General features: G+C 60.6%; 16 protein-coding genes. 7 read left to right on the forward strand and 9 right to left on the reverse strand.

Going from position 1 to position 17,562, the window contains the following annotated elements:
* On the forward strand, positions 1-188 hold a 188-nt coding region (locus KGB28_RS27750; protein ID WP_223448722.1), incomplete at its 5' end, for a hypothetical protein.
* Here KGB28_RS27750 and KGB28_RS27755 read toward each other — a convergent pair.
* The 4 genes from KGB28_RS27755 to KGB28_RS27770 all read right to left on the reverse strand — a co-directional run bounded on the left by KGB28_RS27755 (position 181) and on the right by KGB28_RS27770 (position 3,546).
* Positions 181-888, reverse strand: coding sequence for an ATPase (locus tag KGB28_RS27755; protein ID WP_223448723.1), 708 nt, complete (start codon positions 886-888; stop codon positions 181-183). The two genes, KGB28_RS27750 and KGB28_RS27755, sit on opposite strands and share 8 nt — an antisense overlap.
* A 229-nt stretch (positions 889-1,117) precedes the next feature.
* Positions 1,118-1,528 carry a cupin domain-containing protein gene (locus tag KGB28_RS27760; protein ID WP_223448724.1) on the reverse strand — a complete coding sequence of 137 codons (411 nt, stop codon included), beginning with the start codon at positions 1,526-1,528 and terminating at the stop codon, positions 1,118-1,120.
* A gap of 167 nt (positions 1,529-1,695) precedes the next feature.
* Positions 1,696-1,989: a putative quinol monooxygenase gene (locus KGB28_RS27765; RefSeq protein ID WP_108215849.1), complete on the reverse strand. Its 294-nt coding sequence runs from the start codon at positions 1,987-1,989 to the stop codon at positions 1,696-1,698.
* Positions 1,990-2,112: 123 nt separating this feature from the next.
* Complete coding sequence (locus KGB28_RS27770; RefSeq protein ID WP_223448725.1) at positions 2,113-3,546, reverse strand: PLP-dependent aminotransferase family protein; 1,434 nt, start codon at positions 3,544-3,546, stop codon at positions 2,113-2,115.
* A gap of 205 nt (positions 3,547-3,751) precedes the next feature.
* On the opposite strand from KGB28_RS27770, the gene KGB28_RS27775 reads away from it, so the two are divergent.
* From KGB28_RS27775 to KGB28_RS27790, 4 genes are all read left to right on the forward strand, one after another.
* Positions 3,752-4,192 (forward strand): carboxymuconolactone decarboxylase family protein, encoded by a 441-nt coding sequence (locus tag KGB28_RS27775; RefSeq protein WP_150724044.1) that lies wholly within the window; start codon positions 3,752-3,754, stop codon positions 4,190-4,192.
* Positions 4,193-4,265: 73 nt separating this feature from the next.
* The gene (locus KGB28_RS27780; protein ID WP_223448726.1) at positions 4,266-5,246 is read left to right on the forward strand and encodes a LysR family transcriptional regulator; all 981 of its coding nucleotides are present in this window, start codon (positions 4,266-4,268) and stop codon (positions 5,244-5,246) included.
* 84 nt (positions 5,247-5,330) lie between these two features.
* Positions 5,331-5,852 (forward strand): GNAT family N-acetyltransferase, encoded by a 522-nt coding sequence (locus KGB28_RS27785; RefSeq protein ID WP_223448727.1) that lies wholly within the window; start codon positions 5,331-5,333, stop codon positions 5,850-5,852.
* A 115-nt stretch (positions 5,853-5,967) separates the two neighbouring features.
* A complete protein-coding gene (locus KGB28_RS27790) occupies positions 5,968-6,462 on the forward strand; it encodes a hypothetical protein (protein WP_223448728.1) in 495 nt (164 codons plus the stop codon).
* 57 nt (positions 6,463-6,519) lie between these two features.
* On the opposite strand, the gene KGB28_RS27795 is transcribed toward KGB28_RS27790, so the two are convergent.
* The gene (locus KGB28_RS27795) at positions 6,520-6,741 is read right to left on the reverse strand and encodes a cbb3-type cytochrome c oxidase subunit 3 (RefSeq protein WP_223448729.1); all 222 of its coding nucleotides are present in this window, start codon (positions 6,739-6,741) and stop codon (positions 6,520-6,522) included.
* The gene (gene ccoN, locus KGB28_RS27800) at positions 6,741-8,168 is read right to left on the reverse strand and encodes a cytochrome-c oxidase, cbb3-type subunit I (RefSeq protein ID WP_223448730.1); all 1,428 of its coding nucleotides are present in this window, start codon (positions 8,166-8,168) and stop codon (positions 6,741-6,743) included. Before ccoN ends, KGB28_RS27795 begins: the two co-directional genes overlap by 1 nt.
* A gap of 239 nt (positions 8,169-8,407) precedes the next feature.
* Between ccoN and KGB28_RS27805 the strand changes: the two genes are divergently transcribed.
* Together KGB28_RS27805 and KGB28_RS27810 are read left to right on the forward strand one after the other, a co-directional pair.
* Positions 8,408-10,081, forward strand: a complete 1,674-nt coding sequence (locus tag KGB28_RS27805) for a nitrite/sulfite reductase (RefSeq protein WP_223448731.1) — start codon at positions 8,408-8,410, stop codon at positions 10,079-10,081.
* Entirely contained in the window at positions 10,078-10,557 is a 480-nt protein-coding gene (locus KGB28_RS27810; protein ID WP_223448732.1) for a DUF934 domain-containing protein, read from the forward strand. Before KGB28_RS27805 ends, KGB28_RS27810 begins: the two co-directional genes overlap by 4 nt.
* Before the next feature lie 121 nt (positions 10,558-10,678).
* Here the strand turns inward: KGB28_RS27810 and KGB28_RS27815 are convergent, their stop codons facing one another.
* The 3 genes from KGB28_RS27815 to KGB28_RS27825 all read right to left on the reverse strand — a co-directional run bounded on the left by KGB28_RS27815 (position 10,679) and on the right by KGB28_RS27825 (position 17,526).
* Positions 10,679-13,039 (reverse strand): tetratricopeptide repeat protein, encoded by a 2,361-nt coding sequence (locus KGB28_RS27815; RefSeq protein WP_223448733.1) that lies wholly within the window; start codon positions 13,037-13,039, stop codon positions 10,679-10,681.
* A 209-nt stretch (positions 13,040-13,248) separates the two neighbouring features.
* Complete coding sequence (locus tag KGB28_RS27820; RefSeq protein WP_223448734.1) at positions 13,249-15,762, reverse strand: fused MFS/spermidine synthase; 2,514 nt, start codon at positions 15,760-15,762, stop codon at positions 13,249-13,251.
* A gap of 183 nt (positions 15,763-15,945) precedes the next feature.
* Positions 15,946-17,526, reverse strand: coding sequence for an arylsulfatase (locus KGB28_RS27825; protein WP_223448735.1), 1,581 nt, complete (start codon positions 17,524-17,526; stop codon positions 15,946-15,948).
* Between the last annotated feature and the right edge of the window lie 36 nt (positions 17,527-17,562).

Consider the following 17,562-nt stretch of genomic DNA (forward strand, 5'->3'; position numbering starts at 1 on the left):
GTGGTTCGACAGGCTGGGTCTGGTGCGACTCTCATAACCTCAATCTCTCGAACCGCCCGGTGCGGACCCGCATGCCGGGTGGTGTGGCAGGGGTACGGCCTATGAAGGCCGTCCCCTATGCCGATTCGGAGGTTTTTGTGGTGACTGATTGCCCGCGCTGGGGTTATCAGTACCAACTAATTATTTGAAGACTGATGTTCTTTCAGTGTTCATCGACACATTATTTGTCGGGCTGGTCAGTAAATTGCTGAGTGATTGGTCAAACTTTTGCAGTGCCCTGACTTGTACATTCTGTTGTTCGTTAATGTCCGCAACTATCTCTTCACTGCGTTTATAGTCGGCCCATACCGGACTAAGTGCTTTGGCATCATGCCCTTGTGCAGTACCGATGTAGTTGAAGTTCTTGTCGTAAAAATCCGCACTCACATCCGCCTGGATGTCTGAACTGCGCGACGTCATCAGTTGGCTGCGGGTGTCGATCACCGCCATCACATCCGGCCTCGCCGCTCTGAGGCTTTGCATGTCCGGGTACACCGTGACCGAGCCGAATTGCCGCTGCAGGGAGGCCTTGACCCAATCTACGGCCATGTCTGGCCTGGAGGTGGCAACGTAGGCGTCATGAATCGGCTGCACCAGCAGGCTCTGGCCGAAACCGGTGCCGGCGTTGGCTTGATAGTCCCGAAGGTAGGCGCGATTGGTCTGAGTGGATTGGCTGTAGATAACGCCCAACGAAACATGGCTACCGTTGGTAATGCGGGTGGCACCGCTGCGGCCCACCGGTTCGGTGAAGATGCCGTTCAGTGAAGAGACCGCCGTCGGTGCGGTGGGGATCGAGCAACCGGTTAAAACAACAGCCATGGTCAACGTACTGGCAAGCGCAAGTTTCATGGTGTTTCTCCAGTGAAACAACTTCAGTCGAAAGTTAAAGTTGCCGGTGTTGTACCGGCGGTAACTCAAGACTAAACCCAGGTTGATTTATTTAAATGGCCAATATCCACACTTGTCAGGCGACCAATAGTTTTGTTTGGTTTAAACGTCCTCGGTTAATTGCGTGAGGAAATAAAAAGGCCCGAATCCGCGATTCGAGCCTTTTTATTTATAGCTGTACGTTCAGCCATCAGTGTTCCAGTGGGATCAACACTTTCTCGTCCGTGGCCAAAACCATGAATGCCAGCAACCTGGCCGGCTGGGTTGCGCTGGCGTTTTTCGACACCAAGTGTTCCGAACCCGCCGGCTCATACCAGAACTCACCAGCCTTGTAGGTTTTCGCTGGCTGGCCCTTCACCTGGGAGGTGATTTCTCCGGAAATGACATAGGCCATGGTGGTGCCATCGTGTTTGTGGGCGATGGACGACTGGCCGGGTTGGTAATCGACTTCGATCATCAGCGCTTTCTTGCCAGGCACGTTTTTCAGCATTTCGTCCTGCAAAACGGTGACCTTTTCCGAAGGCTCATGGGCAAAGGCCGATGCGGACACCATCAGGGCCAGGGCGGCAAGGGGGGCAGCACAGAAGCGCAACATGTTCATGGTTCTTTACCTGCGGTGGGTGAGTTGTCGAAAACAACAGTAGTCCGCAAGCAGTAGAGGTTAAACAGCCAATATTCTGGAAGGCTAGGGGACCAATTACAGAAGATTCCAGGCCAACGGGGAAAAAATTGTGGCGAGGGAGCAAGCTCCCTCGCCACAGGTATCGGTTAAACGATCGGAAAACTGTTGAAGTCCACGGCATTGGCCAGCTGGCTATCAATCAGACTGATAAAACCCTGGACCTGCGGACAGTTGAAATGTGATCGCATGGCCGCTTCCGATTGCCAGTGGGCGCTGACGGTCCAGCGATTGGTGTCCTCTGGGCAGCGGTCGACCATATAGGATTCGCAGCCCGGTAGTTCACGCAGGGTTTCGACAATCTTTTGCAGTTGCTTACCCAGTTCATCCGAGCGGCCGGCGGCGGCCTGTACCTGTACGGTATTGATCACTTCATGGGACATTGCTCACACTCCTGAATCAGGCCGGACGAATCCTGCTCATTGAGGGATAACGCCTATGCAGGATAGGCCCGGCCCCCGGGACCGCCAATAGCCAATCGCCGGATAAAGTCGCAGGCCAATCCGTCAGGCCACCTGCTGCAGGATGTCGCGCAAACGGTCCAGCGCAATGTCGATGTCGAGGGTTTCGATGGCGCCAAAACCGAAGAAAAGCCCGGCCCTGGGCGTTTCCTGATAAAAAAAGCTGTCGATGGCATAGAGCCCGACTTCGACTTTTTTCGCCAGTTCGATCACCAATGCAATATCCATCGGCGCTTTGCACATCACCACCATGTGGAATCCGGCGGTGGACGGCACCGCCTCCAGCCAGGGCGAGAGGTCGCCGGCCATGCGCGTCAGGATCCGCTCGCGGCGCCCGGCATAGATCGTATGGCAGCGCCGGATGTGCTTGAGCAGGCAGCCTTCGGCGATGAACTTGGCCAGCGCCCATTGCGGCAGGGTCGAGGTGTGCAGGTCGGTGAGCTGTTTGGCGCGCACCACGGCCTCGAGGATCGCCGGCGGCAGGATCGCATAGCCGAGCCGCAGTTCCGGCAACAGGGTTTTGGAGAACGTTCCGACGTAAGCGACGATCCCCCGTTCATCCATGCTTTGCAGGGAATCGGTGGGGCGGCCTTCATAGCGGAATTCGCTGTCGTAGTCGTCCTCGATGATGATCGCACCCAGTTCATGGGCCTTGGCCAGCAGTGCTTCCCGGCGCGCCTGGCTCATCGGCATGCCCAGCGGGAACTGGTGCGACGGGGTGACGTAGATCAGGCGCGTGCCGCGAGGAATCCGGTCCACCACTATGCCTTCGGCGTCCACCGGCACGCCTATCACCGTGGCGCCATGGGTGCCGAACAGCAGGCGCGCCGGCGGGTAGCCGGGGTCCTCCATGGCGACCAGGCTGCCCGGACTGATCAGCACCCGGGCGATCAGGTCCAGCGCCTGTTGCGCGCCGTTGCACACCACCACATCCTCGTCCTGACAATTGACCCCGCGGGAGAACGCGATGTGTTGCGCAATGGCGTTGCGCAAGGCGGGCAAGCCTTCGGGCAGGCTGTAGAGGCCCTTGGAACCGGCCATCTGGCGCAGCGCATGAGAGGTGCAGCGCCGCCAGTCATCCTGGGGAAACTGGCCCTTGCTGGTGGCGCCACCAATGAAGTCGTAGCGCAGCGAGCCTTCCAGGGTCGGGTGACGCAGAAACACCGGCAGGTTGCGCCAGGACTCGATCACCTCGAAGCCGCCCAGCTCGGTGTGGCTCCGTTTACGCTGCACCTTCGACGCGCGCGCGTTGACGTAAGTGCCTTTGCCGACCACCCCGGTGAGGAAGTTTTCGTAGGTCAGCTGGGCGTAGGTATCGGAAATGGTCTTGCGCGAAATACCCAATTGTTCGGCCAGCAAACGGCTGGGCGGCAGTTGCGTCCCGGCGGTCAGGCGCCCGGACTCGATGGCGCTGCGCAGTTGGTTGTACAGCTGGCCGGCCAGGTCCTTGCGGCCGTTGATGACAACATGTAGTTCCATACCGGCGAGGCTCCGGGGCTGTTGAGGCGCGTGTGCGTCGCGCAAGATTACGCTTATCCGCTTGTGGTACAGAAGTTGTGCAGTGGAAAAACCGTCCATTGGTCTGGTGGCGGTGGTCCCCGGGGAATTCGCCTGATTGGATCTGTCATGCCCCCGCGCCAGCGACTACCGTGAAGATCACCTCACGGCTGCACGAGATCGCTCCATGAACCCCCGTCTGGATTACTACAGCGCGTCCCCCAAGGCGATGAAAGCCATGATCGCCATGGAGGCCCTGACCAGCAGCCTGAGCATCGAGCAGGGCCTGCTGCACCTGATCAAGATTCGCGCATCGCAGCTCAATGGCTGTGCCTTTTGCACCGACATGCACTCGGTGGATGCACGGCGCCTGGGCGAAAGCGACCGGCGCTTGTATTCCATTGTGGTCTGGCGCGACAGCAACTTTTTCAATCCGCGGGAAAGAGCCGCGCTGGCCTGGACCGAGGCGGTCACCTTGATCTCCGAAAGCCACGTGCCGGACGATGTCTACGCGCAAACCCGGGAGCAGTTCAGTGAAAGCGAAATGGTCGACCTGACCATCGCCGTCACCACCATCAACAGCTGGAATCGCCTGGCGGTGAGCTTTCGGCAGACACCCAGCGCCTGATTCATTGTCACAGCAGGTTCATGAACGTTCTGCAGGATGCAACTGTCAGTGTCAGGTCGACAGGGAGTCTTCGATGTCAGTCATGGAAATCTGCGCCCAACAGGGTGCTGCCGAGTATCGTGTAGCCATCGATAAAAACGCGTCCTGGCGCCAGTTGGCGGCGGCAATCGACCCCGAACTGGCGCTGTGTTTCACCGTCAGCGCCCGTTGCGGTTGTTTCATGCAGGCCGCACGCAGTCTCAACATCAAGGCCACCCGCCTGCGCAGGCAACTGGTGCTGCTGGAAACGCAGCTCCAGTGTTCACTGTTCAACCCTTCCGACAATGGTTTCAGCCTCAGCCGCGATGGCTTGCGCTTGCACGCACAATTGATCGCCCTGGCCCATGAGCGCAATTTGCCAGTGATCGAGCAGCCGTTGATTCGCCTGGCCGTAGCGGATTCGATCCTGCATGACATTCTCGGACGTGACCTGGTTGCACTGCTGCGGCGCAACGCCAGCGTGCGCCTGGACATCATCACGCTCGACAGCGAATTGGCCTTGCAGGCAGTCAGCGCCGACGTGGTGGTGTGGCTGGGTGAAACCGAGTCGCCGTTGCCGGGGCCAAGCTTTGCCACCACCGAAGCCCGGCGTCTGGTGCAACTGGAATACCTGCCGCACATTGCCAAGCGCTATTCGCGGGTCGCTTCCAGGCCGGAAAGCCTGGATGAACTGGCCGATTTTCTCCTGGTGCAATGGCGACAGGACTGTCAGGTTGAAAGCTTCCGGCCTTGGAGTGCACTGGTGGATCAACGCCTGGCGGGGGCGGTGCAACTGCAATCCTGGGGGCTGATGCTGGAGATGATCCGATGTAGCGCCTGCATCGGCCTGCTGCCGCACTACATGAGCCACTTCGACCGCGGGCTGATTGCCTTGCCGGGCTTGTTTGACCAGCCGATGCGGCGTCAGGTGTGGATGGCGGTCAACGCCCATTCCGGGGACGACGCGCAAGTGCGGATGATCGTCGAATTGATCGAAAGCACCTTCAGCGAGCGCCGGGAGTGGTTCGAAAGCTGAGCGCGATCAAAATGTGGTTCTCGCCACACCCGAAGGTAGCGTTATAGAGTGAACGGCCATGTCTGCTTCAAGGATGATTCACCCATGCCAACCACCGAATCCGTCATCACCCTCGAACGCTTCAACGAATCCCATATCGAAGGCATTACGGCGCTGTACAACGATCCGGCAATCGCCCGTCAAACCCTGCAAATGCCGTTTCAGTCCACCGAACTCTGGCGCAGTCGCCTGGCGCTGGATAACGAACACTTGGTGAAAGTGGTGGCCCTGCATCAAGGTACGGTCGTCGGCAACATTGGCCTGGAGCAGTTCTCACGCATTCGTCGCAGCCATGCCGGCAGTTTCGGCATGGGCGTTGCAGTGGCGTGGCAGGGCAAGGGCGTAGGGTCGAAGTTGCTCGCAACGGCATTGGATATTGCCGATAACTGGATGAATCTGCAGCGCATCGAGCTTTCGGTATATGCCGACAACGAAGCGGCCATTGCCCTGTACCGCAAGTTCGGCTTCGAAACCGAGGGCCTGTTCCGTGACTACGCCGTGCGCGACGGCGTACTGGTGGACACCTTGAGCATGGCGCGCCTGCGCCGCACGCCCAAGGCCGGTTGAGTCAATCACCCAGGGTGAACCTCTGGCGTACCTCCTGGCTGTTAATTGCCCACCGGCTGCACGCATCTGCCATGCTCAATGTCCGTAGCACTGCTGCAACCAAAGGAACACTGCAATGGACGATGTACAGCAACTGGGCGAAATGCTTCGCCACTACGCTGAAAGCGAAGCGCACAAAAAGCAAGTGTTCGAGTCGCAATCGGCCGAGTGGGCGAAGCGCATTGGTGCGCTGTTCGATCAGATCCAGCAGTGGCTGGAACCGGTCAAGGCACCCGACCTGCTCGAAGTGAACCGCGAAGTGTATGTCGCGTCGGGGCCGAGTGTTCCGGTGGAGGCCTCTCCATTCAAGACCGAAAAGCTGAGCATCCTGATCGCTGGCAAACCGGTGGAATTCGTGCCGGAGGTGATGGGTGTCGGCGGGCAGATTTCCGTGGCGGTGATGGGCTTTACAGCAGCACGTTATGGCAGCGTGTCACTGGTGTGCCTGCCGCCATCCACTAGCTGGCAGTGGCGCAAGACCAATGGCTTGAAAGACCCGGACACTTTTGAGTTCGATGCAAACTTCCTGGCGCAACAACTGCAAAGCCTGATACCCCGGGAGCGTACCTGAAATCTCGACATACAACCCTGTGGGAGCGAGCTTGCTCCCGCAGTAATCGGTGCTACATCAAATATCCAGGGTTCCCCAATCCGGTTTCGCCTCTTCCGGCGGCAGTGTTCTAACGGTTTTTCCGGTCGCCAATTCCACCCGCCGCGCCACTTCCGGGTCATCCGCAAACGGGATCAGGCTCGCATCATCCAGGCTCTCGGCGGTCTGGTGGCGCAGACAATACTCGATGGCGAACCACAAAAATGCCACACCCAGAATGTTCAATATGACTTCAATCATCAGGCTAACCGCGCCTCGCGTTCGGCCATCGCCACGTCCGTTACCCGCACCGTGCGCCACACGTTGTAGGCCATCAGCAGCATGCCGCTGAGGAAGAACACCCCGCCGGCAAAGCGCACGACGAATCCCGGATGGCTGGCCTGCAAGGCTTCGACGAAGGAGTAGGTCAGCGTGCCGTCATCGTTGATCGCGCGCCACATCAGGCCCTGGGTGATGCCGTTGACCCACATCGAGGCGATGTACAGCACGGTGCCGATGGTCGCCAGCCAAAAGTGCAGGTTGATCAGCGGCGTGCTGTGCATCTGATCGCGTCCGAATACCTTCGGCACCATGTGATAGGTCGCACCGAAGGTAATCATCGCCACCCAGCCCAGCGCCCCGGCGTGCACGTGGCCGATGGTCCAGTCGGTATAGTGGGAGAGGGCGTTGACGGTCTTGATCGCCATCATCGGCCCTTCGAAGGTCGACATGCCGTAGAAGGCCAGGGACAGCACCAGGAAACGCAGGATCGGGTCGGTGCGCAACTTATGCCAGGCACCGGACAGGGTCATCATACCGTTGATCATCCCGCCCCAACTCGGCGCCAGCAGGATCAGCGACATGGCCATGCCCAGCGACTGCGCCCAGTCCGGCAGCGCGGTGTAGTGCAAGTGGTGCGGGCCGGCCCAGATGTACAGGGTGATCAGCGCCCAGAAGTGCACGATTGACAGGCGATAGGAATACACCGGCCGGCCCGCCTGTTTCGGCACGAAGTAATACATCATCCCCAGGAAACCGGTGGTCAGGAAAAAGCCCACGGCGTTGTGCCCGTACCACCATTGCACCATGGCGTCGGTGGCCCCGGAATACACCGGATAGGACTTGAACCAGTCGACTGGAATCGACAGGTGATTGACCACGTGCAGCATGGCGATGACCACGATGAATGCACCGAAGAACCAGTTGCCGACGTAGATGTGTCTGGTCTTGCGTTGCACTACGGTAGTGAAGAACACCACGGCGTAAGCAATCCAGACCACGGTCATCCACACCGCGCCGGTGAATTCGATTTCGGCGTATTCCTTGGTGGTGGTGTAGCCCAGCGGCAGGGTGATCAGCATCACCACAATCACCGACTGCCAGCCCCAGAACGTGAAGGCGGCGAGTGTGTCCGAGAACAGCCGCACCTGGCAGGTACGCTGCACCGCGTAATAGCTGGCGGCGAATTGCGCGCTGCCGGCGAAACCGAAAATCACCAGGCTGGTGTGCAGCGGGCGCAAGCGGCCGAAGGTGGTCCACGGCAGGTCCAGGTTCATCTGCGGCCACACCAGTTGCGAGGCGATCCACACGCCCATCGCCATCCCCACGACGCCCCAGATCACGGTCGCCACGATGAATTGGCGGACGACCTTGTAGTTATAGGCCTGTCCGATAGTTGTTGTGCTCATGATCGATGCTTCCACGGTTGCAATGACGTGCACTGTAAAAACCGTGGCGAAAACAAAACAGGCTCAGGAATATTTCATTTGTGCGGATCAGATAAGTTGCGCTGCTGCGGCGATCTTGCGCGCTCTGATACGGTTTTTAACGATTCAGGTGAATCTGTAACACGCTGCACCGCTGGCGCATAGTCCCTCTTATGAACGAGCCACAGAGCCCGATACCCCGCAATCCTGATGAGGTAGCTATGTATCAATACGATGATTACGATCGGGCACTGGTGCTCGAACGGGTTGCGCAGTTTCGCGATCAGGTCGAGCGCTTCATGGCCGGTGAGCTGAACGAAGAAGAGTTCCTGCCGTTGCGCCTGCAGAACGGCCTGTACATGCAAAAGCACGCCTACATGCTGCGGGTGGCGATTCCCTACGGCACGCTGAGTGCCCGGCAGATGCGTACGTTGGCGAGCATCGCCCGGGATTACGATCGCGGCTACGGCCATTTCACCACCCGGCAGAATATGCAGTTCAACTGGATCGAACTGGCTCAGGTGCCGGACATCCTCGAACGCCTGGCCGGGGTGGAGATGCATGCGATCCAGACCTCCGGCAACTGCGTGCGCAACATCACCACCGAAGCCTTTGCCGGGGTTGCGGCCGACGAAATGATTGACCCGCGACCGTTGGCGGAAATTCTGCGGCAGTGGTCGACCATCAACCCGGAATTCCTGTTCCTGCCGCGCAAGTTCAAGATCGCCATCTGCTCGGCCGAGCAAGACCGCGCGGCGATCATGATGCATGACATCGGCCTTTATCTTTACCCAGGTTGCGAAGGACACATGCTCCTGCGAGTCATGGTGGGCGGCGGCCTGGGGCGCACGCCGATCCTCGGCTTGCAGATCCGCGAAGGCTTGCCGTGGCAGCACCTGCTGTCTTACGTAGAGGCGGTGCTGCGGGTGTATAACCGCCATGGCCGACGGGACAACAAGTACAAGGCGCGAATCAAGATTCTGGTCAAAGCCTTGGGCATCGAGGCCTTCGCCAGGGAAGTGGAGGAAGAGTGGCAGTACCTCAAGGACGGCCCGGCGCAACTGACCCTCGACGAGTTCGAGCGTGTGGCCAGTGCGTTCGTCGCACCGCCATATCGTGATCTGTCCGACACCGATCTCGGTTTCGGCACGCACCTGGCCGAAAACCCGGCGTTCGCTCGTTGGGTGCAGCGTAACGTAAAGCCGCACAAAAAATCGGGCTATGCCAGCGTGGTGTTGTCGACCAAGCCCGGCAGCGCTGCGCCACCGGGCGATGTCACTACCGGACAGATGGAGGCGGTGGCCGAGTGGTCCGAACGCTTCGGCTTCGGTGAAATCCGCATTGCCCATGAGCAGAATATCGTCCTTCCTGATGTGTCCAAGGCCGATCTGTTCACCCTGTGGCGCCTGGCCTGCGGACACAATCTGGGCAGCGCCAACGCCGGATTGCTCACCGACATCATCGCCTGCCCCGGTGGCGACTTCTGCGCGCTGGCCAACGCCAAGTCGATCCCCATCGCCAAGGCTATTGCCGCACGCTTCGAAGACCTCGACTACCTGCACGACCTGGGCGACATCAGCCTCAATATCTCCGGCTGCATGAATGCCTGCGGTCACCATCATATCGGCAACATCGGCATTCTGGGGGTCGATAAGAACGGCGCCGAGTGGTACCAGATCACCCTCGGCGGCGCCCAGGGCAAGCACAGCGCGTTGGGCAAGGTCATTGGCCCGTCCTTCAGCGCCGCCGAAGTGCCCGAGGTGATCGAGCGCATCGTCGACACCTTCGTGCGATATCGCGAGAGCGAAGAACTGTTCGTCGACGTCTTCCAACGGATCGGGCTAGAGCCGTTCAAGGAGGCGGTATATGCGAAGGTGCTGGAGGTGTCGGCATGAACAATCTGTTGCGGCTGGAAGAGGGCATGGCGCGGATTGTCGCGGATGATCCGTGGAAGCTCGTACGCGACCCACAAGCACCGCTGCCCGTGGGTGCCGCGATTCTGCCGCTGAGCCGTTGGCTGGAAAACCCGTCGCCAAGCGGCGTGTGGCTGGGGCCGGACGATGAAGTGGAAAGCCTTCAGCCATGGTTTGCCCAACTGCCCTTGATCGCCCTGGATTTTCCGAGCTTTCGCGATGGCCGCGGGTACAGCCAGGCCTATCTGCTGCGCACGCGATTGGGCTGGGCCGGCGAGTTGCGCGCCATCGGCGATGTCTTGCGCGATCAACTCAGCCACATGCGCCAATGCGGTTTCGACAGCTTTGCCGTGCGTGAAGACAAATCCGCAGAAGACGCATTGAAGGGATTGGCGGGGATGAGCGTGTTGTACGGGCGTTCGGTGATTGAGCCGCGGCCGTTGTTCAGGCGCCGCTGAATTCGGTCCCTGTAGGAGCGAGCTTGCTCGCGATGGACGTCAACGAAAACGCGATTTTTCTGGATAATCGCGTCGTCTGTAACGCCATCGCGAGCAAGCTCGCTCCTACAAGAATCTCCCGTCACTTCAACGCCGGATCCCCCATGTTCATTTTCTTCCAGCCCTGCAACAGCACTTGCGCCTTGGGCTCCTGGCCGTTGTCCAGGTAGTACTGGATCAACGACAAGCGGGCATTGCGGTTGGCTGGTTGTTCTTTCAACAGCCGTTCCAGCTCTGCGCACGCCTGGTCAATCTTGCCGCTGTCATGCAGGGCCACCGCCAGCACATAGCCGAACTGTCCGCTCTGTGGCTCCAGTTGCGCGGCCTTGCGCAGGTACGGCATGGCTTGGGCGGCCTGGCCCGCACGAATCAGCGCCAGGCCCTGGGTGTGTTGCAGCAGGCCTGAGTCGGGGTGGTCCTTAAGGCTTTGCGCCAGCAGGGCATGGGCTTCCTGACGGCGACCGTTGGCCTCCAGCCATTGCACCAGGGTCACCAGCGCCGGGTAGAAGTCCGGATCGCGCTGCAGGGCGGTACGCAGCAAAGCTTCGACTTCTGCACTGCGGCCATCAGCCTGATAGAGCATGGCCAGGTTCAGGTTGGCCTCGGCACGCTCGGCCAGACTCTTTTGCACCGCCTCGTATTCGGCGATGGCGGCATTCCAGCTGTCCTGAGCGTTGCCCAAGCCACTGCGTGCCACGCTGAGCAGGTCCCGGGCGACGGCAATGCGCACGGCCCGTACCGGGTCGCTCAGCAACGGCGTCAGTAATGGCGCGCGCTCCGCTGGCGGCAGGAAGGCGCTGACCGCGCGCACCGCGCTCTCGCGGACTTGCGGCGCCGGGTTGCCGAGGTCCTTGGTGGCCAGTTTTAACGCCTGTTCGCTCGGGTACGCCGGCAGTTCCGCCAGCAGCGTCGCCCGTTGAATCGCCGGCAGATTGCTGCGTTGCAGTTGCTCGAACAATGCCTGGGCGGCGCCGGCCTGACCGTTGCGAATCAGCCACAGGCTCTCGTCGTAGCGCGGGGCTTGCACCGCGCTGGCGTTGGCGGTGTTCCACAGCTTGAACTGCTCGGTGACCTTGTCGCCGGCCTTGCCCTGGTGGCAGGTCAGGCAGGCGTCGGGCGTCCCCAGTTTTTTTGCCCGCTCGGGGTTGGGGATGCTGAAGCTGTGGTCATGCCGAAAGTCGTTGCCCATGTAGAACTTGCCGGGCATGTGGCAATCCACGCACTGCGAACCCGGCTGGCCCATGGTGTGGCGAGTGTGTTCGACGGAATCGTAGTTTTTCGCTTGCAGGCCCTTGCCGTCGACGCCTTCCACAGTGGTTTTGCCGGCGGTGTTGTGACATTGCAGGCACACGCCATTGCCTGGCGCCTTTAGCTGAGTGCTGTGCGGGTTGTGGCAGTTGCTGCAGCGCACACCCTTTTCGGACATTTTGCTCTGGGCAAAGGAGCCGTGTTCGAACACTTCGTCCTTGATCTTGCCGTCCAGCGAGTACAACTCGCGGGTCAGGACGCTCGGCAGGTAGTCGTCCATCAGGCGCTTGCCGACCGTGTAGCCATCGTCCAGCGGCGCACGGCGGGAGTGGCAGCGGGCGCAGGTTTCGATCTCGACACTGGCGTTCTTGTACTTGAGATCGACGGCAAACCCGGCATGGATCAAGTCGGTTTTCTTCGCCGTCCATTCCAGGTGATTGGACGCCGGGCCATGGCAGGCCTGACAGCCGACACCGAGGCTGTTCCAGTGACTGTCGAAGGTGTTTTTCGCCGCATCGAAATTGCGCTTGTAACCGGTGGTGTGGCACTCGACGCACATGAAGTTGGCGTTCTGGCTCGGTTTGCTCCAGTGCAGCGGGTTCTTGAAAGTCACGCCCTGGCCCGGATAGAGGTGAAACCAGCGGTGCTTCTCGGTATCCCAGGCCACGGCGAGGGCCTGTAGCCGGCCTTCGCCGACTTCGATCAGGTATTGCTGCAGCGGTGCGATGCCAAAGGTGTAGGCCACCTTGAAATCGGCATTCTTGCCATCGATTCCCGGCGTGTTGACCCAGAATTCGTCGCCTTTGCGCGAGAACACCGTGGTCTCTTTTTCGGCCTTGAAGGTGACGTTGTTGAAGTCGCCGAGCAGGGTGTCCGCGTTGGCTTGCTGCATCGCCAATTGGTGATGGGAGCCTTGCCAGTCCTTGACCTGTTCACCGTGGCAGCCCTGGCATTGTTGCTCATCGACCATTTTCGCCGGCGTGACAGCGACCGGTTGCGGTTTGGCCGGTTGCACGGCAGGGGCGCTGACAGGGACTGGCTTGGGTGGTGTCGGTGTACTGCCCAGCAAAAACCAGCCGATGCCTGCCACGGCCAAGAGCAGGATGCCGATGGTGACAGGGAACAGATAACGGTTGATCAGGGTCGGTTGCGAATCAGGGTTTGGGGGTGCAGCTTTATTTTTATGGTTCGGCATTGCGACTTCCATGGTCCAGGTGCGTTTGCCTTGCGGCGCGCGATGAAGCTTGATGCAGCTTTGTCGGATGGTCGACGTCTGTCAAATGACATTGTCTTGAGGCTGATGGCCCCTTCGCGAGCAAGCCCGCTCCCACATTGGATCTCTGGTGCATCCGGTATCCCTGTGGGAGCGGGCTTGCTCGCGAAGGCGGCCGCCAAGGCGCCACATCACTCCCCGACAAACCACCGGTAATACGGATTCCCGGAATCCCCGCGCATCACCTCGCGCATATCCCTGGCCCAAGCGTCACGGTTTCCGTCGTAGGCATGCAGGCTCGCCCGATAGAACTGCATCAGGCGTTGTTGCTGGGTGTTCATGCGCTCGATGAACCCGGCGTCGGCGTTCGACACGGCTGGCGGCTGGTGCAAGTCGAGCAGGGCCGGCAACACGCGGCTGATCTCTTTCGACCTAACCCAGGGCGCATATTCGATCCTGGGCTGATCGTCCGTCACCGGTTGCGCATCGCCAGCGAAGCGTTCCAGCCCCGCACGGTCAGTCACCCAGGTGGCGAGCAGCGCCGCGGCTGAACCGACGCCGACATCCTGCAGGGTGCTGCGCACGCTGTCCTGCTGGAAGCGTGCGTTGATCTTCGCCGCATCCAGTTCAATCGGCTCCATCGAACCCACCAACAGCATCTCGTGGAATTCGCTGGTCCACAGGGTTGCGTACGGGAACACATCGAGGAAGCTGCGCACAAGCGAGCGCGAGTCGTCGATGTTCTGCGTCGGCAGCGGCAGCCATTGGGCGACCAGGCCTTGTTTGTGCAAACGGCTGGCGGCCAGTAGGTAGAAGTCCCGGGAATACAGGTTGACCACGCCGGCAGCGGAGGGCGGCGGCGGCTCGAGGGTGATCAGGTCGTAGCGCTGCGGATTGCGCAGCAGTTCCTGGCGACCGTCACGCAAGCGCACATCGACCCCCGGATCGGCCGCGGCATTGAAATTGCCCTTGAACAAGGGAGCTGCCTTGACCACCGAAGGCAGCAGTTCGGCGACCACGCGATGTTCCAGGCCGGGGTAGCGGGTCAGGGCGCCCGCGGTGATGCCGGTACCGAAACCGATCACCAGGGCCGAGCGCGGCTCACCGTTGTGGATCAACAGGGGCAGCAGCGCCTGGATCCGCATGTAGCGCAGGGACGGCATGGCATCGCCGGTATTGGACACGCCCTGGATGTACAAACGCTGGAACGCTCTTTCGCCCTTACCCTGGGTGACCACGGCGACGGTGCCGCCACGGCCTTCTTCGTAGAACGTCAGCGTGCCATTGCGCGCACCCGGCAGCAGGCTGGCGAGTTTGTTGACCGGTGTGAACACGGCGAGTGCCAGGGACACCAGGCCGATGGCAACCACTGCCTGACGTCGACCTTTCTTCACCCCATGGCCTTTGCGCACGGCGAGGTATGCGATACCGGCGGCGATCATCGCCAGCAGACCCAGAGTCCGCACCAGACCCAGCATCGGGATCAGGACAAAACCGCAGAGCATTACGCCGATGATGCCGCCAAGGGTATTGAACGCGACGACTTCGCCGACGTTGCGCCCCACCTGCTCGCCGCCGACGCTCAAGCGCAGGGCCAACGGGAACGCAGCCCCCAGCAACAGGGTCGGTACAAACACGATGCTCAAGGCGACCACGGCAAAGCGTGTGCTAATGCCCGCCAGTTCACTGCCGCCCAATGTCAAAACCCAGGATTCGGCCAGGGTTTGTGCAAGCACCAGCCAGCGTCCGAGCAACGCCACTTCCAGCAGGGCAATGGCACCGGCTGCGGCGATCAGCAAACCGAACACCCCCCAGGGATCACGCAGGCGATCGACCCGACGGGCCAGCAGGATGCTGCCCAGGAACAACCCGGTGAGGTAAGTCGCCAGCACCACGGCAAAGGCGTAGGTGCGGGTGCTCATGAATTGCACGATCGATTGCGACCACACCACTTCGTAGCCCAGGGCCACGCCACCGGCAATGGAATACAGCCACAGGGCCAGGCGGTCGGGGGCTTTTTCACTGTGATGTTTCACCGGGGCATCGACGGGGGCCACGCGCTGGCGCTGGAACCACAAGGCCCCTGCGGCGGCCAGCAGGTTCAGCATGGCGGCGGCCAGCGCGCTGCCGCGCACGCCGAGGGTGGCAATCAGCAAGAACGCAGCGAGCAGGGTGCCGGCAATGGCCCCGGCGGTGTTCGCCGCGTACAGCTGCCCGCCGGCCTTGCCCAGGTGTTGCGGGTCAGTGGCCAGGGAGCGAACCAGCACCGGCAGGGTGCCGCCCATCAACAGCGCGGGAATGCCCACCAGCGCGAATGGCAGCACCCAGGCCAGCAAACCCACGTGTTCTTCCAGCCAGGCAAAGGGGCTGGCCGCCAGGCTCATGGCGAAGGTCGCGCCGACACCGAGCACCGCCACCAGCACTTCCAGCCCGGCGTAGAGCACAACCGGTTGCTGCATCCGGTCCGCCCAGCGGCCGAACAGCAAGCCGCCCAGGGCCAGCCCGGCAAAAAAAGCGCTGATCCCGGTGGTGATGGCATAGACCTCGACGCCCACCACCAGCGACAGCTGCTTGATCCACAGCACCTGGTACACCAGCGCGGCGGCGCCGGAGACAAACAGCAACAGGGCGGGGATCAACAGCGCCGGGGAGGCGACTTGAGGGGCAGGTATGGCCGACGACTTGCTGGCGACACGTGAGGTCATTGCGGATTGCCTTGTTCCAATTCGAAATAGCCTGTGACCGCACCGGCCCTTCGCGAGCAGGCTCGCTCCCACATTTGCAATGCAGCCCCTGTGGGAGCGAGCCTGCTCGCGAATGAAGTCGATGCGGTCCCAGATCGAAAATAAGTCCGCTCGCCAATGAAGGCGAGCGGCGGTCCAGCGGTCTTACTGTGCAGCTTTCATTTTTTCAGCGATTTTGGCGTCTACCGCAGCACGGATCTGGTCGATGCTGAAGCTGGCCGGTCTCTGGCTAGGTGGATACTCGATGAAGGTCTGCAGGAACGTCGCCGATTTTTCGACGGCTACAGCCGCCAGGTAGACGTTCTTGGTTTGCCAGTCGTAATACTGATCGGACACCACGTCGGCACGTTCATACGGGTCCATGCGCAGGTTGAAGATCTTCGGTACGCGCAAGCATACGAAGGGTTCGCTCCAGACCTTGAAGCCGCCGGGTGCGCGCTGTTCGCAGAACACGGCTTTCCAGTTGTCGAAACGCATCGACACCAGCACGCCGTCATCGTTGAAGTAGTAAAACTCCTTGCGCTCACCCTTGGGCGCCTGGCCGGTCAGGTAGGGCAACTGGTTGTAACCGTCCAGATGCACCTTGAAGTTGGTGCCGCCGGAAGTCGGTGCCCAACCCTTGAGCAGCTTGGTTTTCACGTCGGCATCGCCAGCGGCGGCCAGCAAGGTCGGGAACCAGTCCATGCCCGAGAACATCTCGTTGGACACTTCGCCCGGCTTGATCTTGCCCGGCCAACGCACAATCGCCGGTACCCGGTAGGCGCCTTCCCAGTTGGAGTTCTTCTCGTTACGGAACGGCGTGGTTGCCGCGTCCGGCCAGGAGAACTGGTTCGGGCCGTTGTCGGTGGTGTAGACGACGATGGTGTTGTCGGTGATTTTCAGGTCATCGAGGGTTTTCAGCAGTTTGCCGACGTCGCCGTCGTGCTCGATCATGCCGTCGGCGTAATCGTTGCCGGGCATGCCGCTCTGGCCCTTCATCGACTCGCGCACGTGGGTGAACAAGTGCATGCGGGTGGTGTTCATCCAGACGAAGAACGGCTTGTCCGCCTTGGCCTGCTTCTCGATGAACGCTTGCGCCGCGGCGGTGGTTTCGTCGTCGATGGTTTCCATGCGCTTGGTGTTCAGCGGGCCGGTGTCTTCGATCTTGCCATCGGCAAAGCTGTGGATCACGCCGCGCGGCGAGTAGGCCTTGACGAATGCGGGGTCGTCCTTGGGCCAGTACGGACGCTCGGGTTCTTCTTCGGCGTTGAGGTGATACAGGTTGCCGAAGAATTCGTCGAAACCGTGGTTGGTCGGCAGGTATTCATCCTTGTCGCCCAGGTGGTTCTTGCCGAACTGACCGGTCGCATAGCCTTGGGACTTGAGGGCCTGGGCGATGGTGATGTCGCGTTTTTGGAGGCCGACCGGGGCACCCGGCATCCCGACTTTCGACAGCCCGGTACGTAGCGCCGACTGTCCGGTGATGAATGTCGATCGGCCGGCGGTGCAACTGTTCTCCGCATAGTAGTCGGTGAACATCATGCCTTCTTTGGCGATGCGGTCGATGTTCGGAGTCTTGTAGCCGACCACGCCCATGGAATAGGCGCTGATGTTGGTCTGGCCGATATCGTCGCCGAAGATCACGAGAATGTTGGGTTTTTCGGCGGCCCCGGCAGTTGCCGAAATCGCCATGACCGACGCTGCCACAAAGGCGAGTTTCGGTATCCACTTACGTATGCGAGTCATCTGACTGGCTCCTTATGCTCACTTGCGTCGCGTACT

It is taken from the genome of Pseudomonas sp. BF-R-19 (assembly GCF_019956445.1).
Taxonomy (GTDB): domain Bacteria; phylum Pseudomonadota; class Gammaproteobacteria; order Pseudomonadales; family Pseudomonadaceae; genus Aquipseudomonas; species Aquipseudomonas fluorescens_BH.